Source organism: Veillonellaceae bacterium, from assembly GCA_025992895.1.
Taxonomy (GTDB): Bacteria; Bacillota; Negativicutes; order Veillonellales; family Dialisteraceae; genus Dialister.
Genome location: DAJPGA010000001.1, coordinates 726,289 through 747,738, shown reverse-complemented (window position 1 = coordinate 747,738; position 21,450 = coordinate 726,289). Strand labels below are relative to the sequence as shown.

The 21,450-nt window shown below is 49.6% G+C and carries 20 protein-coding genes and 1 riboswitch; of the genes, 7 read left to right on the top strand and 13 right to left on the bottom strand.

Features of this window, described 5'->3' with window-relative positions; genetic code table 11:
• Nucleotides 1-284: 284 nt before the first annotated feature.
• From OIM03_03055 to OIM03_03040, 4 genes are all read right to left on the bottom strand, one after another.
• The gene (locus OIM03_03055) at nucleotides 285-1,682 is read right to left on the bottom strand and encodes a hypothetical protein (GenBank protein HJI73253.1); all 1,398 of its coding nucleotides are present in this window, start codon (nucleotides 1,680-1,682) and stop codon (nucleotides 285-287) included.
• A 318-nt stretch (nucleotides 1,683-2,000) separates the two neighbouring features.
• Nucleotides 2,001-2,387 carry a fluoride efflux transporter CrcB gene (gene crcB, locus OIM03_03050; protein ID HJI73252.1) on the bottom strand — a complete coding sequence of 129 codons (387 nt, stop codon included), beginning with the start codon at nucleotides 2,385-2,387 and terminating at the stop codon, nucleotides 2,001-2,003.
• A 34-nt stretch (nucleotides 2,388-2,421) separates the two neighbouring features.
• Nucleotides 2,422-2,489, bottom strand: a riboswitch (Fluoride riboswitch).
• 39 nt (nucleotides 2,490-2,528) lie between these two features.
• Nucleotides 2,529-3,227, bottom strand: coding sequence for an alpha/beta hydrolase-fold protein (locus OIM03_03045; GenBank protein ID HJI73251.1), 699 nt, complete (start codon nucleotides 3,225-3,227; stop codon nucleotides 2,529-2,531).
• Nucleotides 3,228-3,239: 12 nt separating this feature from the next.
• A complete protein-coding gene (locus OIM03_03040; GenBank protein ID HJI73250.1) occupies nucleotides 3,240-4,037 on the bottom strand; it encodes an enoyl-CoA hydratase/isomerase family protein in 798 nt (265 codons plus the stop codon).
• 319 nt (nucleotides 4,038-4,356) lie between these two features.
• Between OIM03_03040 and mnmA the strand changes: the two genes are divergently transcribed.
• The 5 genes from mnmA (at nucleotide 4,357) to OIM03_03015 (ending at nucleotide 10,602) form a co-directional block, all read left to right on the top strand.
• Complete coding sequence (mnmA, locus tag OIM03_03035) at nucleotides 4,357-5,415, top strand: tRNA 2-thiouridine(34) synthase MnmA (GenBank protein ID HJI73249.1); 1,059 nt, start codon at nucleotides 4,357-4,359, stop codon at nucleotides 5,413-5,415.
• A 408-nt stretch (nucleotides 5,416-5,823) separates the two neighbouring features.
• Nucleotides 5,824-8,022 (top strand): anaerobic ribonucleoside-triphosphate reductase, encoded by a 2,199-nt coding sequence (nrdD, locus tag OIM03_03030; protein HJI73248.1) that lies wholly within the window; start codon nucleotides 5,824-5,826, stop codon nucleotides 8,020-8,022.
• 64 nt (nucleotides 8,023-8,086) lie between these two features.
• Complete coding sequence (gene nrdG, locus OIM03_03025; GenBank protein HJI73247.1) at nucleotides 8,087-8,641, top strand: anaerobic ribonucleoside-triphosphate reductase activating protein; 555 nt, start codon at nucleotides 8,087-8,089, stop codon at nucleotides 8,639-8,641.
• A gap of 390 nt (nucleotides 8,642-9,031) precedes the next feature.
• On the top strand, nucleotides 9,032-9,730 hold the full coding sequence (locus OIM03_03020) for a helix-turn-helix domain-containing protein (GenBank protein ID HJI73246.1): 699 nt from the start codon (nucleotides 9,032-9,034) through the stop codon (nucleotides 9,728-9,730).
• 29 nt (nucleotides 9,731-9,759) lie between these two features.
• A complete protein-coding gene (locus OIM03_03015; protein HJI73245.1) occupies nucleotides 9,760-10,602 on the top strand; it encodes an IS3 family transposase in 843 nt (280 codons plus the stop codon).
• Nucleotides 10,603-10,766: 164 nt separating this feature from the next.
• On the opposite strand, the gene OIM03_03010 is transcribed toward OIM03_03015, so the two are convergent.
• Together OIM03_03010 and OIM03_03005 are read right to left on the bottom strand one after the other, a co-directional pair.
• Entirely contained in the window at nucleotides 10,767-12,521 is a 1,755-nt protein-coding gene (locus OIM03_03010; protein HJI73244.1) for a carbon starvation protein A, read from the bottom strand.
• Between the two features lie 28 nt (nucleotides 12,522-12,549).
• Nucleotides 12,550-13,134: a hypothetical protein gene (locus OIM03_03005; protein ID HJI73243.1), complete on the bottom strand. Its 585-nt coding sequence runs from the start codon at nucleotides 13,132-13,134 to the stop codon at nucleotides 12,550-12,552.
• Between the two features lie 349 nt (nucleotides 13,135-13,483).
• On the opposite strand from OIM03_03005, the gene trxA reads away from it, so the two are divergent.
• Together trxA and OIM03_02995 are read left to right on the top strand one after the other, a co-directional pair.
• Entirely contained in the window at nucleotides 13,484-13,807 is a 324-nt protein-coding gene (trxA, locus tag OIM03_03000; protein HJI73242.1) for a thioredoxin, read from the top strand.
• Nucleotides 13,808-14,285: 478 nt separating this feature from the next.
• Nucleotides 14,286-15,218: a LysR family transcriptional regulator gene (locus tag OIM03_02995; protein ID HJI73241.1), complete on the top strand. Its 933-nt coding sequence runs from the start codon at nucleotides 14,286-14,288 to the stop codon at nucleotides 15,216-15,218.
• Between the two features lie 113 nt (nucleotides 15,219-15,331).
• Here the strand turns inward: OIM03_02995 and OIM03_02990 are convergent, their stop codons facing one another.
• The 7 genes from OIM03_02990 to atpF all read right to left on the bottom strand — a co-directional run bounded on the left by OIM03_02990 (nucleotide 15,332) and on the right by atpF (nucleotide 21,416).
• Complete coding sequence (locus tag OIM03_02990; GenBank protein ID HJI73240.1) at nucleotides 15,332-15,850, bottom strand: nitroreductase family protein; 519 nt, start codon at nucleotides 15,848-15,850, stop codon at nucleotides 15,332-15,334.
• A 186-nt stretch (nucleotides 15,851-16,036) separates the two neighbouring features.
• Nucleotides 16,037-16,456, bottom strand: coding sequence for a F0F1 ATP synthase subunit epsilon (locus OIM03_02985; protein ID HJI73239.1), 420 nt, complete (start codon nucleotides 16,454-16,456; stop codon nucleotides 16,037-16,039).
• A gap of 3 nt (nucleotides 16,457-16,459) precedes the next feature.
• Complete coding sequence (atpD, locus tag OIM03_02980) at nucleotides 16,460-17,893, bottom strand: F0F1 ATP synthase subunit beta (protein ID HJI73238.1); 1,434 nt, start codon at nucleotides 17,891-17,893, stop codon at nucleotides 16,460-16,462.
• A gap of 33 nt (nucleotides 17,894-17,926) precedes the next feature.
• Nucleotides 17,927-18,808, bottom strand: a complete 882-nt coding sequence (gene atpG / locus OIM03_02975; protein HJI73237.1) for an ATP synthase F1 subunit gamma — start codon at nucleotides 18,806-18,808, stop codon at nucleotides 17,927-17,929.
• A 5-nt stretch (nucleotides 18,809-18,813) separates the two neighbouring features.
• Entirely contained in the window at nucleotides 18,814-20,358 is a 1,545-nt protein-coding gene (atpA, locus tag OIM03_02970) for a F0F1 ATP synthase subunit alpha (protein ID HJI73236.1), read from the bottom strand.
• 15 nt (nucleotides 20,359-20,373) lie between these two features.
• Nucleotides 20,374-20,919 carry a F0F1 ATP synthase subunit delta gene (locus OIM03_02965; protein HJI73235.1) on the bottom strand — a complete coding sequence of 182 codons (546 nt, stop codon included), beginning with the start codon at nucleotides 20,917-20,919 and terminating at the stop codon, nucleotides 20,374-20,376.
• A gap of 2 nt (nucleotides 20,920-20,921) precedes the next feature.
• Nucleotides 20,922-21,416, bottom strand: a complete 495-nt coding sequence (gene atpF / locus OIM03_02960) for a F0F1 ATP synthase subunit B (GenBank protein ID HJI73234.1) — start codon at nucleotides 21,414-21,416, stop codon at nucleotides 20,922-20,924.
• Between the last annotated feature and the right edge of the window lie 34 nt (nucleotides 21,417-21,450).

Genomic DNA, 21,450 nt, shown 5'->3' with positions numbered 1-21,450 from the left:
ATGTAATTTTTTTATCAAATTCCCTTTAATCATGAATTTTATGTTATGGATGCTTTTTTATCATCTATATTTGCTCTATGTAGAACTTACTTGCACATGAAATCTTCCCCATTCTCCTCTATTCTTCCGTATTCATGTCTATCTCATCGATTTTCCTGAAAACATTTTCCATTTCTTTTTTTCGCTTACTTTCGATACACTATAAATTTCAGGCAGCCAAAAAGAGCCTTATTGGAGAATAATGACTCCAATAAAGCTCTTTTTGGTACTTTTATTTTTGATTTTTATGCTTTCAATACCGTCAGGGTATGACCATTCTTCAAAATGGTGCCGTGGTTTTCAAGCGTCGTGACGGTGCTGTCACCGGTGAGCACCCAGGAGGATCCTTCATCGATCTTGACATTGACGGTTCCCTTGGGATCCGTGGCTGCTGCGTTCTTATCGATGGAAAGAGCGCCCGTCCAGCGGGTATTCTTCAGCGTGAGGTTCAGTGTCGAGATATCGTCGGCTATAATGTTTCCACTGACCTTTTCATTTTCAAGGAGAACGTCCGCATTGCCGCCGTTTGCGCCTTTCTTCCCCCAACCTCTCGATGCGCTGTTTCCGGTGACGCGAAGAAGAGCGCCATCTGCATCATCGCTCGTGATTTCTGTATCTTTCAGCTTGATGTTGCAGTCCGTATTCGTCACGTAGATGACATCGCCGGCTCTCGAATGGAGTGTGCTTCGTTCCATAGAGAAATCAGAGCGGCCCTTTTCCGCATCCCCGCTCATGGACTGGTAAATCATGACGGTGTGGACATTTTCTTCGGTCATGGTGCGGTCACCCATTTTGCGGACCGCATTCATATGGCCGTCGAGCGTGGAATCCTTGAGGGAAATGCTGTTCTTCCCTTCAATGACAGCGCCTTCAGAAGATGTGACCAAAAGGTCTGCCCCTTCCACGCGGATATCTGCTGTCGAGTAAATGGCAGGCGAACCGGAACCAGCCGTCTTGAACGATCCGCCCTTCACGATGACCGTGCCGCCTCCGCGGTCGCTCCGGATAGCGGCTGAAGAATTGCCTTCCGTCACAATCGTCAGATTTCTGGCTTCGGTATATCCGCCGCCCGTCGTCTGGATGCCGCCCGAATTATCCTTGTGCGTCGTGATGACGGTATCTTCGGCATAGACTTTCGTTCCCTTGCCATAGCTGAATACGCCATTCCCGTTCTGCGCATTCGAAGTGACAAAGGAATTCTTCAGGGAAACCTTCGCGCCGTCCGTGGCAAGGAGGGCCGCGTTCTGTCCGTAGAAATCCCCGGCTTCCGTATTGGACGTAGCGCCCGATACCTTCTCGGCGACGATGCGGTCAAGAGAAACGTCCGCTCCCGTAATCCGGAGCGCATTCTCATTGTCTCCCTTGGACATGTAGACAGCGCCTTTGACTGTTTCATTTTTGGAAATCGTATTGGCAGAAGTTCCCTGCGTGACTTCTCCCGGCGGATTGAAACCGCCAGGCGGCATCATCCCTTCCGGAGGCTGTCCCTCAGGAGGCTGACCTTCTGGCGGCTGTCCCTGCTGAGTCCCCTGCTCCATGGCAGGAGCGGACGTAGCGGCGGCGGTATCTGTCGCAAAAGCAGAACTAAAAGGCAGCGAAAGCAGGGCTGCTGCCACCCATATTGCTAAATGATTCTTTTTCATGTGAATTCCTTCTTTCATCCAAAGAACCTTCCCTATCCATCTATTGTAACCCGATACCAGCCATAAAAAAAAGACCCGCGGTCAATTCTGTGAGGCTTTTTTGCTGAATTTAGTGTAGATAAACATATCATATATATAAGTATTATATAATTAACATTCTTACCGGTTAACTCTATTACATAAACCCCTTCAGCCGGCCTTGCCGACAGCTACAGCTTCCCCTTATGGATCTCACTTTCTGTTCTTACCGGTTAACTGTATTACATGAACCCCTTCAGTCGGCCTTGCCGACAGCTTCCCCTAACGGGGACGCCCTTCTTAAAGGAACACTCTGGAACCGATAAACCAGCCGAGCATGACGAAGAGGAGGCCGCCGGCCAGCTGGAGGAAGAGGTAGAGGAAGCCATGGAGGATGTCTCCTGCCTGGAGGTACTGCATGGTTTCGTTCATGAAGGAGGAAAATGTGGTAAGTCCGCCGAGGAAGCCTGTGATGAGGAAGGCGGCAGCGGCGGGATTGGGATAGGCTTTGACCAAAAGAACAGACAAGAGTCCGATCAGGAAGGATCCTACGCCGTTGACGGCAAGCGTCCCGAATGGAAAGTACGTGCCTGCCATTCTTGCCATGTAAATCGTCGTGCCGTAGCGGCAGAGGGAGCCGAGGGCGCCTCCTAAGGCCACCCAGAGAGGGAATAAGTAGTTCTGCATGTTATCTCCTTAAACAAAAAACTCCTGCCCCGGTTAAGGGACAGGAGTCATCAGCGCGAAGCGTTCGGCATATGCCCGGCGAACTCCATCGCCGTCTTTCATAAGTGAGCTCATTATAGCATGCGTGGATGCATCCTGCAACTAAAGGGAGAACTCTCCCTTCCATTCTGCGCCGGAGAGGAGATAACGGAGCGCCTCTTCGAGCCTTTCTCCCCGGTGGACGTAGTGGCCGCCCCGGTTCATCTGGAAGATGGCTTCCTTTCCTTCTTCTTTGACGATGCCAAGGACATCCTCTGTCCTTTCCAGGATCGTATTCAATGGTTCCCTTCTCGTTTTCGGCTCTTTGGCACCGAGCGACAGGTAGACGCGCCTGACTGCTGGCGACAAGGGGTGGCTCCTGTAATAGTCAATAAGTCCTGTAAACCAGAAGGAACCTGAAATGGAGGCAACACCGGAGAATGCATTGGTATGGCAGGCCGCATAGAGCGCAAACATGCCGGATAAGGAAATGCCGACGAGCTGCCTTTCCGGCCTATCGAGGCCTGCTCTCTTTTCGGTCTCAGGAAGAATCGTTTCAAGGAGAAATTTTTCAAAGACGTCTGCCTTTCCTCCAAAATCGCCTTCCCTTTTGAAGATGCCCGGCGCTTCCCATGGAGAAAGATCATTGCTCCAGTCAAGGCCGTCTATAGCAGCGATCGCGATTTCAAGCCGGTCCGCCAGACTTTCATTCTCCGAAGCAATATCTGCAGGCTGGATGAAGTAGCAGATCCCCTTCGTATTCACTTCAGGCGTGTAGAGCGTAACACGGTATGGTCCTTCCTGAAAAATTTCCTTCTTCATGATTTCCCCTGATTAACGTCCTTTGAACTGCGGTTTTCTCTTTTCGAGGAATGCGGTGATACCTTCCTTGAAGTCTTCACTGGCAGAGCATTCGCCGACAAGGCCTGCTTCCTGTTTGGAGTAGTCTTCAAATCCCTGATAGAGGCTGATGTACATGAGCTTCTTGATATTCTTGTAAGCAAGGAGCGGCCCTTCGGTCAGTTTCTTAGCAAAGGCATGGACGGTTTCATCCAGCTGATCCTTTGGAACGACTTCTTTGACAAGGCCGATAGCAAGTGCTTCGTCTGCCTTGACCTGGCGGCCGGAAACGAAGAGGTCGAGAGCGCGGTTGGCACCGATGATTCTCGGGAGGAGGAAGACAGCTCCCGTATCCGGGCAGAGGGCAATGCCTGCAAAGGCCTGGATGAATTTGGCATCGTCGGAGCAGATGACATAGTCAGCAGCCAGTGCGAGGTTCATTCCGCCGCCGGCGCATGCCCCGTGGACAGCGCAGACGATGATCTTGGAAAGTTTCTTCATATGGATGATGTCTTCTGCCAGTTTGCCTGCCAGGGCCGCCATGGATTTCGTGGCAAAGTCCGGTTCCTCGCAGTGCGCTTTCATGTAGCGGATGTCGCCGCCTGCGCTGAAGGCGCGTCCTGCACCTTCCATGACAATGACCTTCACTTCTTCGTCCTTGTCAGCTTTGGTGAGCGCATCTTCGAGTTCCAGTGCCATCGTGAGATCGACTGCGTTCAGCGTCTGCTGGTAGTCGAGTGTAATCGTTTCAATGCCGTCTTCGACTTTTGTCCTGATTCTCGTATAGTCCATGGATATTTCCTCCTGTCATGGCAGATCTGCCAAAAATGATTCCCGGATCTACCGGGTTTCTTAACTGGATTCACTGTTTTTATTATATCACGGAGAGATTCTTTCATTTCCATTTCTCTATATAAAAAGGAAAGAACTCTTGATTTCCCATGGTATAATAATGAGGTATCTCTGTCTCTCTTTCCAAGGGCGCACCGCCCCGGGCGGTCTCCTCTGCGCAGCGGAAAAAATGACAGGATTGCATCCTTCGGACTTTCACTCCGATGAGATTTCTCCGGAAATACTTCCGGGAATGATGGTTTTCAGAAAGGATTTTATTATGGCAGAAAAGAAGAAAGTCGTCGTGGCAATGTCCGGCGGCGTGGATTCCACGCTGACCGCGCGCCTCCTGCTCGATCAGGGCTATGAGGTTTACGGCGCTACCATGTATCAGTTTGACGGGCAGGATGAGGAGATCAAAGGCGCCCGCAGCATGGCGGAATTCATCGGGATTCCGTTCAAGGTCATCGATGTCAGAGAGGCGTACCAGAAGTTCGTCCTCAATTATTTCATCGAGTCCTACGCAGCAGGGATGACGCCGAATCCCTGCATGATGTGCGATTTCAAGGTGAAGTTCGGTCTCTTCTATGATGAAGTGAGAAAGGCATTCGACGCGCCTTACTTTGCGACCGGCCACTATGCGCGCATCGTCTACAATCCGGAAACGGAATTGTTTGAGGTCAGAAAGGGTCTGGACATCGCCAAGGATCAGTCCTACATGATGTACCACCTGACCCAGGAACAGCTTTCGCACATTATTTTCCCGCTTGGCCGCACGTTCAAGAAGGATACGCGCCTCATTTCCAAGGAAAAGGGCCTTCCGACTTACAACAAGGCAGAGTCTCAGGACATCTGCTTCCTGACCAGCGAAAAATCGTACGTGGAGTTCCTCGAGAACCACGCGCCGGAAGCGTTCCAGCCAGGAAATATCGTCGACAAAAAGGGCCATGTGCTCGGCCAGCACAAGGGCATTCCTTATTATACGATCGGCCAGAGAAAGGGCCTGGGCATCGCTGCCAGGACGCCGCTTTACGTCATCGAGCTGCGTCCTGACACGAGAGAAGTCGTTGTCGGATCGAATGAAGATCTCTTCCGCACGCGCCTTCTCGCCAACGAACTCCATTTCTACGACGACAAGATCCCGCAGGAAGAGTTCCGCTGCCAGGCAAAGATCCGCTATGGCGTCCGTGTCCATGACTGCTCCGTGAAGGTCGGAGACGACGGACGCGCTGTCGTCACGTTCGATGAACCGCAGCGCGCTGTCACAACCGGCCAGTCTGTCGTCTTCTATGACGGCGACCTCCTCCTGGGCGGCGGCACAATCGTCAGAGCGCTCTAAAAGTCATCCCTTGTGGATACCGGATGGAAGATGACTCTCTTTTGAGGGTCATTTTTTCATTGCCCGGACTTTTAAAAAGGTTTTTCAGATTATTCTATATGGGTTTATTAGTCACTATAAATTTTTTCCATATCGAAAGTTATCTTGGAAAATATACGGCAGAAAGGCAGTTCTGCCCTCCTTCTTAAAGGAGCTTCGCCGAACGCTGCATTAGAAATAAAAAGAAGGGATTTTTCTCTATTCCCTTTTTTCGCCCTTTGTTGTAAAATAGATTTCGGTACAACATATTGTGCGTTATTATGTGTGCTTATCAATATTTTGTATTTATTTTGACTAGAATGAGAAACTTATATAAATAAAGAAAACAAAAGAAAAATAGGGATTTTGAAAGCATTAGGGGTGTTATGAATGGAAGAAATGGAAATGAACGTCAAGATGAATGTCATTAAGAGAAATGGCCAGGAAGTACCTTTTGACATCACCAAGATCGTGAACGCTATTGGCAAAGCCAATAAGGAAGTCGATCACGTCCACCAGATGAATGATTACCAGATCCGTGCTGTCGCAGACAACATTGCGCACAAGATCGCAGGCTACTCCCACGCAGCCAATGTCGAAGACATTCAGGATATGGTCGAAACGGGCATCATGGAAATGCGCGGCTATGAAGTAGCGCAGAAGTATGTCCGCTATCGTTACAAGAGAGAGATTTCCCGCAAGAGCAACACGACCGATGACGGCATCCTTTCCCTGATCGACCTCTCCAATGAAGAAGTCAAACAGGAAAATTCCAACAAAAACCCTGTCATCAATTCCACCCAGCGCGACTACATGGCTGGCGAAGTATCCAAGGATCTGACAAAGCGTCTGCTCCTCCCCGAAGAAATCGTGAAGGCGCATGAAGCAGGCATCATCCATTTCCACGACGCTGACTACTATGCGCAGAGAGAACATAACTGCGACCTGATCAATCTGGAAGACATGCTGCAGAACGGCACTGTCATCAGCCAGACCATGATTGAAAAGCCGCATTCCTTCTTCACTGCCTGCAACGTAACGACACAGATCGTCGCTCAGGTAGCATCCAACCAGTACGGCGGACAGTCCTTCACATTGGCACACCTCGCTCCATTCGTTGATATCAGCCGCCAGAAGATCAAGAAGGAAGTCATCGCTGAACGCAAGGAAACCGGTGAATCCATGGACGAATCCATCATCAAAAAGATCGTGGAACGCCGTCTGAAGGAAGAAATCAAATCCGGCATCCAGACCATCCAGTACCAGCTGATCACCCTCATGACCTGCAACGGCCAGGCTCCATTCGTTACCATGTTCATGTACCTGGACGAAGTTCCGGACGGCCGTACCCGCAAGGATCTGGCCATGATCATCGAAGAAGTCCTCCGCCAGAGAATGCAGGGCGTCAAGAATGAAAAGGGCATCTGGATCACTCCGGCATTCCCGAAACTGATCTACGTCCTCGACGAAGACAACATTCATGATGATTCCCCGTACTACTACCTGACCAAACTCGCTGCTGAATGTACAGCAAAGAGAATGGTTCCTGACTATATTTCCGCCAAGATCATGAAGAATCTGAAGAACGGCGACGTTTACCCATGCATGGGCTGCCGCTCCTTCCTCACCCCGGATACCGAGGGCCTTGGTGAAAACGGAAAGCATAAATACTACGGCCGCTTCAATCAGGGCGTCGTCACCATCAACCTCGTCGATGTGGCATGCTCTTCCGGCGGCGATATGGATAAATTCTGGGAAATCCTGGAAGACCGCCTCGAACTCTGCCACAGAGCACTCCGCTGCCGTCATGAAAGACTGCTCGGCACCGTCTCTGATGTGGCTCCGATCCTCTGGCAGTACGGCGCTATCGCTCGTCTCAAGAAAGGCGAAACGATCGACAAGCTCCTCTTCAACAACTACAGCACCATTTCCCTCGGCTATGCAGGCCTCTATGAAATGTGCGTCCGCATGCTCGGCGTATCCCATACAACGGATGAAGGCAGAGAATTTGCCCTCGCTGTCATGCAGAAGCTGAACGACAAGTGCTCCGAATGGAGAGCTGCTGAAAACATCTCCTACTCCGTATACGGCACACCGATGGAATCCACCACCTACAAGTTCGCTAAATGCCTCCAGAAACGCTTCGGCATCATCCCTGGCGTAACGGACAAGAACTACATCACCAACAGCTACCACGTCCATGTTTCTGAACATATCGACGCATTCCATAAATTGAAATTCGAATCCGACTTCCAGAGACTCTCCCCGGGCGGTGCTATTTCCTACATCGAAGTACCGAATATGCAGACGAACATCCCGGCAGTCCTGACCGTCATGAAGTACATTTATGAAAACATCATGTACGCAGAACTGAACACGAAGAGCGACTACTGCATGGCATGCGGCTATGACGGAGAAATCCGCATCATCGAAGATGAAACCGGCAAACTCATCTGGGAATGCCCGAACTGCGGCAACCGCGACCAGCACAAGATGAGCGTCGCAAGAAGAACCTGCGGCTACATCGGCACCCAGTTCTGGAACCAGGGCCGTACACAGGAAATCAAGGACAGAGTCCTCCACCTGTAATCTGAATATCTGAAGGGCGGCGTCCGCCGCCCTTTTTCATTCTTTCATTCCAAAGGAAATCAACATGAACTACGCCAATTTCAAAGAATATGATATTGCAAACGGCCCCGGCATCCGCTTCTCCCTCTTCGTTTCCGGCTGCACCCATCACTGCAAGGGCTGCTTCAACCAGGAAACATGGGACTTCAACTACGGAAAGCCTTTCACAAAGGAAACAGAAGACTACATCCTGAAGGAAGTCGGACAGGACTTCTATGAAGGCCTCACCCTCCTCGGCGGCGAACCGATGGAACCGGCCAATCAGAAAGCGCTCCTCTCCCTTGTCACCCGCTTCAAGGAAATGTACCCGCAGAAGAACCTCTGGTGCTTCACCGGCTACCTCTACGACAGGGATCTCCTTGATAACTTTGCCAGGAAGATGCCCGAAACCATGGAACTTCTGAAACGCATCGACGTCCTTGTCGACGGTGAATTCGTCCTTGAAAAGAAGGATGTCACCCTCCTCTTCAAAGGCTCCTCCAACCAGAGAACCATTGACGTGCAGAAGAGCCTTGCCTCCGGTACCGTCGTCCCGTGGGACCCGAGAGACACCAGCATGTCGCCGAACTCGAAAATCTGAAACACCAAAAAGGCTTTGACAAAATGTACAATCATTTCGTCAAAGCCTTTTCTGTTGTTACATTTGATTAGAAGATGCTAATACAAGTTCATTTGTGGCAGATGAAAAGAGAAAACCATAAAGGATGCTTCGCCTTTTTTGAGAATGAACCCCTTTCGGCGCATTCGCGCCACTTTCCCCTAACGGGGACAGCTAAACCTCGCTACGCTAGAAGGAAATGCAACTCATCCGCCCCGTACACTAACGCAGGAGACATTTGTGTTGATGCCGCTGATGTCAACTGGTATACGGCGCACTTTGGTATGATTCAACAAGAAAGACAGAATAATATCATAAATATATTAGGAGGTCATTCTTATGCCATGTAAAACCAAAGCGTCCCCGGAGGAAATGTTAGACCAGATTGCTTCATATCTCTATCAGGGTGTTACGATTACCCAGGCAGCTGAAAATCTTCATATGAGCCGCATAACATTCAGGAAATGGGTCCTCCGGTATAAAGAGGAGGGCTTTAAGGGATTGCGGCCCAGGCAGCATTTGTCTTACTACTCCAATCAGATGAAGATCCAGGCCGTAAAGGAATATCTTAAAGGCGGTGTTTCCATGCTTTCCGTCTGTGCCAAATACAGAATTTCCGGCACACTCTCCCTTAAAACATGGATTGAGGCGTATAATGAGCATAAGTTGACAGACCTCGTTTCTGAAGGAGGAGATCTTATGGGCAAACGCCAGCAATCGGTCAAGGAAGAGCGAGTCAGAATCGTTCAGGAGTGCATCGCCAGTGGATGCGATTATAACAAGATAGCCAAGAAGTACAACATGTCCTACCAAACGCTCTACACATGGGTAAAAAAGTTCAAGGAAATGGGCGAAGTTGGTCTTGAGGATTACAGAGGAAAGCCGATCAGGCTCCAAACGCCCCGGACCGAAGAAGAACAGCTGCGTCAGGAGAATGCCAGACTTCTTGAAGAACAGAAGGATCTTATAGCAGAGATTGCCCTGCTAAAAAAAAAGATGGAGATAGAGGAAAGGTTGCGTTCCTCGAAGGATTCAGCCTTACTCACCTTCTCAGAGATTTTAAAGCCATAAAAGAAGTCCATGAAGAAACCAACATCTCCATAGAAAGTCTCTGCCGACTCTCAAAGGTCTCCCGGGCAGCTTATTACGGATGGCTGAATCATATTAAGAGCGGCCGTGAACTGCTGAGAGAAAAGGTCGCACAGGAGGTCATGAAAACCCATCAGGAATATCCGGATATGGGATACCGCCGGATTAACGATTGGATCAAGAAGGATGACAACATCAATATAAATGTAAGCGACAGTCTGGTTCTTCGTATCATGCGGATACTTAATATTAAGTCCGTGATCAAGTACAAGACCGATGGTTGCACTCGTAACGCAAAGGATCCAAAGTACATTTTTGAAAACCTGCTGAACCGTGACTTTGATGCCGGCGTGTCCAATGCAAGATGGATGACGGATGTCACTGAATTCAAGTACACAACTGCTGATGGAGTTTTGCACAAGTTATATTTAAGCGCGATTATTGACGGCCATGATCGCCGGATTGTCTCTTATGTCATCGGCGACAGGAACAATACTGCACTGGCTTTTGAGACAATGGAAAAGGCACTTAAAGAGAATCCTGGAGAACATCCAATGATTCATACCGACCGCGGATTCCAGTATACAAGCAACGGATTCCATAAGATTGTTGAAAAAGCAGGACTGGTTCACAGCATGTCCCGTGTAGGCTGCTGTGCAGACAACGGTCTGATGGAAGGGTTCTGGGGAATGCTGAAGCGCGAACGTTACTACACACGTAAATTCACCAGCCGTAAAGCAGTGGTAAGCATGATCAACGGCTACATCTACTTCTACAACAACAAACGCATTCAGCGCAAATTACATCTTTTAGCTCCAATGGAAGTATTCAACGCAGCTCCAATGGCTGCATGATTAAGATTAAAGTACGATTAGATTTTTTATGATATTTATTTGTCTGTATTAACAAATCCGCACCACCTTCTCTTCCAGAGCAAGGTCAAGGGCATTCTTCCCCGTCTGGGAAGGCAAGTCCGCATTTTACGGTATCCTCTCAGCCCCTTTTTTAATACCTTTACTTATTCTTCTACTTCAAGGTCAGGCAGTCTTTCTGCTTTATCTCCGCCGCCTTTTCTGCCGCGCATGACGGTGCGGTAGCCTTCTACGGCAAGTTCAAGGGCAAGGACGATGAGGAGCGTGCCGATGCCGGCCTGTGCGTACGGGCCCCAGTCTGCTCCGCCTTTCATGATCATGCCGATCTGGTTCCTGACGATGATGACGAGGGATGCAAGGGTGACGATCATCATGAATGTCATCGGGAAGAGGAACATCTTATTATTCTTCCCTGCATTGCCCAGCCATGCGGCTACGGCAAGGAGGCCGATGCCGGCGAGGAGTTGGTTGGCTGCGCCGAAGAGGCCCCAGATTTTCATGAAGCCGTTCATGCCAAGGAGGACGCCTAAGACGACAGTCAGGATGGTAGCAAAGTACGGATTGACCATCAGTTTCTTGAATCCGCCCTTGATGTCCTTCGGTGTTTCGCCTGGTTCGAGCCAGAATTCCTGGAACATGAAACGGGCCAGTCTTGTCGCTGTATCAAGGGATGTCAGGCAGAATGCAGAGTATGTAAGGACAAGGAGCGTGTACATCATCGTTTCTGCCCCTTCAAGACCCGGGATCTTGGCAATCATGGCAGCGATGCCGCCGGCGAAGATATCCGTTGCGCCGTGGATATGTCCTGTTTCCCTGGCATAGGCAATCGCACAGAGAGTAATGATAGCAAGAACGCATTCCAGGAGCATGCCGCCGTATGCGATCGGCTTGGCGTCGGATTCCTTATCGAGCTGTTTGGACGTCGTGCCGGACGATACGAGGGAATGGAAGCCGGAAATCGCGCCGCAGGCAACGGTTGTGAAGAGAATCGGGAACAGGTACTGTACGCCGTTTCCATTGTCCACGGAGAAGCCTGTGTAAGCCGGGAAGAGGTTCGGATCGATATCCGGATGCGCACCTACGATGCCGACGACGGCAACGATGAGCATCGCATAGAGAAGGAACGAGCTCAGGTAGTCACGCGGCTGGAGCAGGATCCATACCGGAGTGACGGAAGCAATCGTGATGTAAAGGCCGATCAGCCACATCCATGTCGTCTGGGAGAAGTAAATCGGATGGAAGTTCATGCCGATACCCATGCAGAGGACGATGGCGCCGATGGCCATCACTGTGGATACTGCCATGGATACATGGAAACGGTATACGATAAGTCCGAAAATAATGGCAGCCACAATGAAGAGTATCGAAACCATAGCGACGGAGGCTTTGACAGCACTCTTTTCCATATTGACCGCGCCGTTTTCAATCGTCGCGCCGAATGTGGAAGCAACGATGGCAGCAAAGGCTGCAACGACAAGGATCAGTGTCAGGTAAGAGAATATGATGAAGAGCTGCTTGGCTCTCTTGGACATATTCGCTGAAATGATTTCCCCGATGGACTGCCCGTTGTGGCGGACAGAAGCGAAGAGCGCGCCGAAATCATGGACGCCGCCGAAGAAAATGCCGCCGACGAGAACCCAGAGCGTGACAGGCAGCCATCCGAACATGGCAGCCCCGATCGGTCCCGTAATAGGGCCTGCACCTGCAATCGAGGAGAAATGGTGCCCCATGAGCACCGGAGCTTTAGCGGGGACATAGTCAATCCCGTCTTCCATTGTATGAGCAGGTGTCGGGATATTTCCCTCACCCACGCCCCACTGTTTCACCAGCCAGCGGCCGTAGAAAATATAGCCGCAGAGGAGAATAGCGAGACAAACCGCGAGCAGTACAAGCGTATTCAATGAAGTGACCTCCCTTCAAATCCCGGCCTCACGCGAGACCGGCCTTCCGTCCTTCCCACACCTTCATCATTTCCGGCTGCATTCTCCGTCCTGCCCTGTTGAAGAGGAATCTCTCCCTCGACAGGTCCAGGCAGCTGGCCCGGTACTCGAGCCATCCGTGGATCATGAAGCGGAACGTCTTCGTGTAACTTGATTTCTTCAATGCCTTTTCTGCTGCTTCATCAGCATCATCGCAGATGATGACAGAGGAAACTCCTGTGTACATATGGCCCGGTCCTATATGAGCCATCTTCCTGCCTTCCCGGCAGACAAACTCCTTCACGGCCTCATGGACCGCCTCCGTCAGTCGCGGGCAGGTGAAGAGGAAAATGAACTCCTCCTGCTCCGACGTCCATAGTTCGTTGGACCGAAGCAGGAAATAGCCGCCGTCCCTCTCATAGTATTCGCACACAGCCGTAAGCTCTGCGCCGTCCGGGAGAATGGGCGCGGAAAGCTTTAGCGCTTCCCTGACTCCTTCCGTCTCCGGAGCGTCCATCCCGTCGAAACGGGTGATTCCGTAAAATCTGCTGTACGATGCAAGCAGCCTCTCAGCAGCGTTTCTTCTTCGATCCATCGCGTCCTCCTTTCTTATCTCTTAATCTCATTATTTAATGAGATATAATTATATTAACTTGATTATACCTTACTTCAAATAATTTCTGTAATAAAAGATACTTATACCTATTCGCAAGTATTGAAAAGTATACTATATTTTAAAAATCAAATTTAAGTAGACGTCTGACATTTCGTCACAAAATGTCCTGCAAATCATTTTTATTTTTATGAGTCTATATATCTAAAAACTTGAAAATTTCAAGTCTTATCCCCTTGTACATACTTCAAAATATGTTATAATAATCATATCGAAAGAATTAAATGCAGCGTTGCTTTTTGGAGCGCGGACGAAAAGGAGCGATCGACTTATGATCACAGAAATTCACAGCCAGGAAGATTTCGAAAGAGAAATCGTCAATCACAAAGGTTACAGCGTTATTGACTTCTGGGCAACTTGGTGCGGCCCCTGCCGCATGATGGCCCCGGTCATGGACCATGCCTCCGAGCTGCTCGGAGATAAGGTCAACTTCACCAAAGTTGATACCGATGAAATGCAGGAACTCGCAGGACAGTTCGACATCATGTCCATTCCGACCATCATTCTCTTCAAGGACGGCCAGGAAGTACACCGCATGATCGGCGCTGTACCGCAGGAAGCATTCCTCGAAGAACTGAAAAAGTTCCTCACTTAATGAATGCACAAAAAAGAGTCCGGATATCCGGGCTCTTTTTTCATGCCTGACTGGCTTCCTATCTTCTTCGCTTTCTCTCCATCCTGATTCATAGATTTTGATGTACATATACGCCATTATATATGCAATTTATTCGCATATTACAATTTTTTATAACTTATAACCTTGCTTTAGTATTTTTTATGTAAAGTTTTGTTTATACTCTTGATTATTTGATAATATTTATTTATACTGATAATAGTAATTTAAGAATTTTCCGTATCTGAGTGGGTGACAATATGCCATTCATTCGCTTCACGGCCTGTATCACCGCAGTCACCCATTCATTCTGATTGATGTGCATGTATTGTTCGTTAAAAGATATGGATGATTTGCGGGCTTTTTAATTGTAACACCTTTGCACCACCGGTCATTCTGCCTGAAATTCTCAGCTGAACCGGTTTGTTTCCTGTCATGGAATTTCAAGGAGGCAATCGCTATGACACTTAATCAGCTGGAATACTTTTGCGCCGTGTGCCGTTATCACAGCATCACCCGCGCTGCGGAATCCCTTTTCGTTTCACAGCCGACAATATCGACTTCGATCCGTAATCTGGAAAAGGAGTTTCACCTTAGACTTTTCACCCATGGCCAGAACCGGATCACACTGACCAATGACGGCTCTCTCTTCTACAAGAAGGCCGAATATATCCTTCACAGAGCACATGAGATGTACACGGATTTCTCTGACAAGGACACGAACAAGGCCCCGCTTCGGATCGGTATCACTTCGACTCCGAGCACCCTGCTTCTGCCGTCCCTTGCCATGGAGTTTGAAGAGAAATACGGCATCCCCGTGAAGCTCATGGAATGCTCTTCCATGCATGCCCGCGAGCTCGTCGATAATGATGAACTGGATGTGGCTATCGCCAACCTGGATTTCTACAATCTGGATAACTACGATTACCACACCATCCTTGAAGATACGTACGTGTACTGTGTCGATAAGAATCATCACCTGGCTAAGGAACCTTCCGTCTCCTTCGAAACACTGAAGGAAGAGCCTATCATTCTTTTCAACACAGACTCCGTCCAGTCTCATACCGTCATCACCGGCTTCCGTTCCGAAGGAACGACTCCGCATATCAAAATGTACTGCAGCCAGCTGACGACAGTTCTCAACTGTCTCTCCGCCGGCAACTGTGGTGCTTTCCTCTACTCGGCAATGACCCTTCCGGAAAACATCGTGAAGATTCCTGTCGAACCAAAAATAGGAAACCAGTTTGGCCTGCTGTGGAAGAAAGGCGTCTTCATCACCGACCACCTTGGAAAATTCATCCAGTACATGGAAAATTACAAATTCACTTCTACGAATCTTCGTCCTGTCATGGCACAACCAAGCGTTGCTGCAGCCAGTGCTGAAGCCGAATAGAAGGAAAAACGTCCGCTGAAAGGCGGGCGTTTTTTTCTTTCCCTTCATATCCATTTTCTCCACAATAAAACTCTGCTGGTTTTCCAGCAGAGTTTCTTTAACCCCCGCGGCGGTCACTTTTTGTGGTTTGTATACAGGTCGTATGATACTTCTCTTTCATCAAAGCGGTTCAGTACGACTGGTTTTCTCTCAGCATAGCCGATGACGACGATGCAGAATGGATCAAGTTCAGTCGGGATATCGAGGATGTTGCAAAGGTGGATCTTTCTGTCCTGATATGGATAAACCTGCAGCCAGAGGCTCCCCAGCCCCAGGTGCTCTGCTTCGAGCAGTATGTTTTCTGCGGCAGCTGCGCAGTCGAAGGACCATTCGTCAGGGAAGCTGACGCCTTCTTTCTTGCCTACGATAACGATGGCAGCAGATGCTTTTCTTGCCGGGCCTGCTACGATGCTGTTATGGGAAATGGCTTTGACGAGGTCTTCTCTTGTTACGATGATGAAGTCTCTGTCCTTCTGATTTCCTACAGATCTGGCCTGCATGCCCGCCTTGACGAGTGTCAGGAGCTGTTCATCCGGTACTGGTGTCAGTTCTTTGAAATTACGGCATTCGCCTCTTCCGAAAATTTCATCCATGCCCAATCTCCTCCTCCAATAAGCTTGCGCTTAAAATATAGTCAAATAAAATTCTTCATATTGTTATTATGTTTATTATGCCTTTATATTTATTATACCTTTTATTGGTGAAACTGTCGACTGTTGAAAGGGACAGACGAACAGCAAAAAAGAGGATGTACACATGTACATCCTCTTTTTATTTGATTAGAGATTTCCAGTCGTTTTGAGACGGACCAGGGCACGCATAAGAGCGAGTCTGGCGCGATCTACATCGACGTCTTCTTTCTTGGAAGCCAGTCTGTCTTCAGCGCGTTTCTTAGCTGCCTGAGCGCGGGCAACGTCGATGTTGTCTGCGAGTTCAGCAAGAGGAGCGATGATGTTGACGTGGTTGTCATTGACTTCAAGGAAGCCGCCGAATACGGCAACTCTCTGTTCCTTGTCACCTGTCTTTATGCGCACGCAGCACATTTCGAGAGCAGCAGCAAGGGGAAGGTGGCGCTTTTCGATACCGAATTCGCCGTCTTCCGCACGGGCAGCCACCAGATCCACGCCGTCCTGTGTAAAAATAGGACCGTCTGGACTGATGACTTCGACGTGCATTGGATTTTCAAGGGTATCAGCCATGGCTTATTCCCCTTTCTTCATCTTTTCAGCCTTTTCCATTGCTTCGTCAATAGTGCCGACCATGTAGAATGCGCCTTCTGGCATGTCATCATGCTGGCCTGCAAGGATTTCCTTGAAGCCTCTGATGGTTTCCTTCAGCGGAACGTATCTGCCGGGGGAGCCGGTGAACTGTTCAGCTACGAAGAACGGCTGAGACAGGAATCTCTGGATCTTTCTTGCACGAGCAACGATGACTTTATCGTCGTCGGAAAGTTCTTCCATACCGAGGATGGCGATGATATCCTGGAGTTCCTTGTAACGCTGCAGAATAGCCTGTACGCCGCGGGCTACTTCGTAGTGTTCTTCGCCGAGTACGTTCGGGTCAAGAATACGGGAAGTGGAGTCGAGCGGATCTACTGCCGGGTAAATGCCGAGTTCGGCGATGGAACGGTTCAATACGGTGGTAGCATCCAAGTGGGTGAATACGCCTGCCGGAGCCGGGTCGGTTAAGTCGTCGGCCGGTACGTATACTGCCTGAATGGATGTAATGGAGCCGTTCTTTGTGGATGTAATACGTTCCTGCAGTTCGCCGATATCGGTTGCCAGGGTTGGCTGATAACCAACGGCGGACGGCATACGTCCGAGCAGTGCGGATACTTCAGAGCCTGCCTGAACGAAACGGAAAATGTTATCTACGAAGAGCAGTACGTCCTGTCCCTGCTTATCGCGGAAGTATTCAGCCATTGTCAGACCTGTCAGAGCAACTCTCATACGAGCTCCCGGTGGTTCGTTCATCTGGCCGTATACGAGGGCAACCTTGTTAAGGACGCCGGATTCTTTCATTTCGCCCCAAAGGTCGTTGCCTTCACGGGTACGTTCGCCTACGCCGCAGAATACGGAGCAGCCGTCGTGTTCGGTTGCAACGTTGTGAATCAGTTCCTGAATCAGGACTGTCTTGCCTACGCCTGCGCCGCCGAACAGACCGATTTTACCACCCTTTGCGTATGGGCAGATAAGGTCTACGACTTTGATGCCTGTTTCGAAAATTTCAGCTGCCGGAGACTGGTCTTTGAAGGCCGGTGCCTCACGGTGAATCGGCCAGTAGTCAGCTGCGTCGACTTTCGTCGGGTCGTTGTCTACTGTCTGTCCAAGGACGTTGAAAATACGTCCGAGGCAGCCGTCGCCTACCGGTGCTGCAATAGCACGGCCGGTGTCAACGGCTTTCATGCCGCGTACCATGCCGTCTGTGGAACTCATTGCAACGGCACGGACGACTCCGTCGCCCAGGTGCTGCATGGTTTCGCAGATGACATCAACAGGAACGCTGGCTTTATCATCTTTTACATGGATTGCGTTATAGATGGCAGGAAGTTCCTTATCATCATCGAAAGCAATATCAACGACTGCGCCGATGACCTGGACTACTTTACCTACCTGCATCTCCTGTTCATTTGCCATGAAGAAGCATTCCTCCTTAATATGTTAAGCGGTTTATTCAAGCGCAGCTGCGCCGCCGACGATTTCGGAAATTTCGTTGGTGACCTGGGCCTGACGTGCTTTGTTGTACGTGAGGTTGAGGTCGGCGATTCTCTCCGTAGCGTTGTCGGTTGCAGCGGACATGGCAGCCATACGGCTTCCGAGTTCGGAAGCAGCGGACTGGAGCATGGCGTTGTAAACCTTGACCTGTACGTATTCTGGAAGGAGTCTGGAGAGAACTGTGTGAGCGTCAGGCATAAAAATGTATGGCGCTTCTTTCCATTTCTTTTCAGATCCGTTGCCGGTTTCCTCATCTGCTTCAGGAGCTTCGACGGGAAGAATCTTCTCGACGAGTACCTGCTGACGCAGAGCGGTGATGAATTTCGTGTAAATCACATAAACTTCGTCCACTTCCTCGGTCACGAAGTAGTCAACCATTTCCTTCGCGAGATCGATGGAATCCTGGGCGGTAGGTTTATCAGAAAAGCCGAAATGATAGGAATCAAGATCGTATCCACGGAATTTGAGGTAGTTTCTACCCTGTTTTCCGCAAACGTAAAGAGCGTATTCGGAACGATCCCTTCCGGAGATTTCCTGCAGTGTCCGCTTCATAACGTTGGAGTTAAAAGCGCCCGCAAGGCCTTTATCGGCGCTGATGACCAGATAGCCGACCTTCTTTACCTTGCCTGTTCTGAAGAGCGGGCTGGTAAAATCGGGAGTTACCGAAGAAGCGCGGCGCAAGAGCTCTCCGATCTTTTCAGCATAAGGACGGGAGCCGTTTGCTTTTTCTTCTGCTTTGCGCAGACGGGCAGCGGCAACCATCTTCATTGCTTTTGTGATCTGCTGGATGTTGGTGACAGATTTAATGCGCCCTTTTATATCACGCGTACTTTCCAATCAGATCACCCCTCTACCGTTTCAGACTTATCCTGGGATTTTGTAGCTGCGTAACGTTCCTTGAATTCAAGAATAGCTGCCTTCAGTTTCTCTTCGTTTGCTTCTGTCAGCTTCTTGTTCTTCACGATATCTTCTCCGATTTCCGGATGGGTGCTGTGGAGGAATGCAAGGATGCGGTGTTCGAAATCAACGACTTCGTCAACTGCAACATCATCGAGGTAGCCTTTAACTGCTACGTAGATGACCTGTACCTGGTCTTCGACCGGGTATGGGGTGTACTGCGGCTGTTTCAGGATTTCAGTCGTTCTCTGACCACGGTCAATCTGTGCCTTGGTTGCAGCGTCCAGGTCGGAACCGAACTGAGCGAATGCAGCAAGTTCGCGGTACTGTGCCAGATCCAGACGCAGGGTACCTGCGACCTGTTTCATAGCTTTGATCTGTGCGGAACCACCTACACGGGATACGGACAGACCTACGTTGATAGCCGGACGGATACCGGAATAGAAGAGTGCAGTTTCCAGATAAATCTGGCCGTCGGTAATGGAAATAACGTTGGTCGGAATGTATGCGCCTACGTCGCCTGCCAGTGTTTCGATGATCGGCAGTGCGGTGATGGAGCCGCCGCCCAGTTCATTGGAGAGACGGGCAGCACGTTCCAGCAGACGGGAGTGCAGATAGAATACGTCGCCTGGATAAGCTTCACGTCCTGGCGGACGGCGGAGCAGCAGGGACATTGCGCGGTATGCTACTGCGTGTTTGGAGAGGTCATCATAAATAATGAGGACGTCTTTGCCCTGATGCATGAAGTGTTCAGCGATGGATACACCAGAGTATGGTGCGAGGTACTGCATCGGGGAACCTTCAGATGCGCCGGCATGAACGATGATGGAGTAATCCATAGCGCCGGCCTGTTTCAATTTTTCATATACACGGACAACGTTGGAATTTTTCTGTCCGATGGATACGTAAATGCAGATAACGTTCTGACCCTTCTGGTTCAGGATGGTATCGATGCCGATAGCCGTCTTACCAGTACCACGGTCGCCGATGATCAGTTCGCGCTGGCCGCGGCCGATCGGAACCATGGAGTCAATGGATTTCAGACCTGTCTGCAGCGGTACATTAACTGGCTGTCTGTCAGCAATGCCCGGAGCTTTGATTTCAATGTCGCGATATTCGTCGGTTTTGATTTCGCCTTTGCCGTCGATTGGCTGTCCGAGCGCGTTTACTACGCGTCCGATAACTGCATCGCCTACCGGAACCTGCATCAGGTGACCTGTTCTCTTAACAACGTCGCCTTCCTTAATGGTTTCGGAGCGACCCAGAAGAACGGCACCTACGTTGCTTTCTTCCAGGTTGAGTGCCATGCCGTATACGCCGTTCGGAAGTTCGAGCAGTTCGCCGGCCATGCAATTCTGAAGGCCGTACACATGGGCAATGCCATCGCCGACTTCAAGAACCGTACCTACTTCATCGACATTGAGGTCTACTTTGTAGTTTTCAATCTGTTTTTTAATGACAGATGTAATTTCATCTGAACTGATTTTCATTTCCTAGAAGTCACCTCAATCTCTTTGTTTCATAATATGTTTCAAAGTCTGCAGCTGTCTAGCCACGGATCCATCGATCAGGCGATCGCCTACTTGGACGGTAAAACCACCAATCAACGCCGAGTCTACCTTCTGCTTCATGACAATTTTCTTTCTGGTGATTTCGGAAAGTTTTGCCTTCAGGGCTTCGACCTGGGTCTTGGTGAGCGGAAGAGCGGATGTAACCACTGCTTCTTCAATACCCATGCCTTCATTAGCCAGAGCCGCATAGACGTCGACCATTGCCGGGAAATCGGTGAAACGGTCTTTGTCGATGACGACATAGCAGAATTGCAGAACTACAGGCTGAACCTTATCTGCAAATAATTTATTTAATGTATCTTTCTTGACATCCTTCGCAAGCAGAGGATGGAAAAGAAGCTGCTTCAGTTCATCGTTTCCCATAATGGTATCAGAGATTAAATGAAGCTCTTCTCCAGTTTTTTCAAGGCTGTTTTGTTCAGCGGCTATTTCATAGATGGCGCGACCGTATTTTCTTGCAAGAACTACGTTCTTATCCATGATTATTTACCCGCTTTTTTAGCATCCAGCTTAGCGATGCTTTCTGCGATGAGCCGGTCGTTTGCGTCCGGTGTCATGTTCTTACTGATGATCTTAGCAGCGATTTCGCAGGAAAGGTCAGCTACCTGAGCCTTCAGATCTTCGAGAGCGTCCTTGCGTTCTCTTTCGATCTGCTGGGTAGCCTGGTCCTTGGACTTCTGAATAGCTGCATGTGCTTCGTCAATCTGTGCCTGCGCCTGTACTTTGGCTTCCTTGACTGCCTTGTCTACGATCTCCTGTGCTCTGACTTCTGCGTCACGGAGCTGTGCTTCATAGCTTTCTTTCAGCTTTTCAGCATCTGCTCTGTTGTTTGCAGCAGAATCCAGATCATTTTTAATGTGCTGCTTGCGTTCGTCCAGCACTTTAATGACCGGTTTGTAGCAGAAATGGCCCAAAATGGCAACAAAGATGAGGAAGTTAACGATCTGAATCAGCAGTGTACCGTTAATGTCTACCAATGAGCTCCCTCCTTAGTGAAATAACTCAATCATT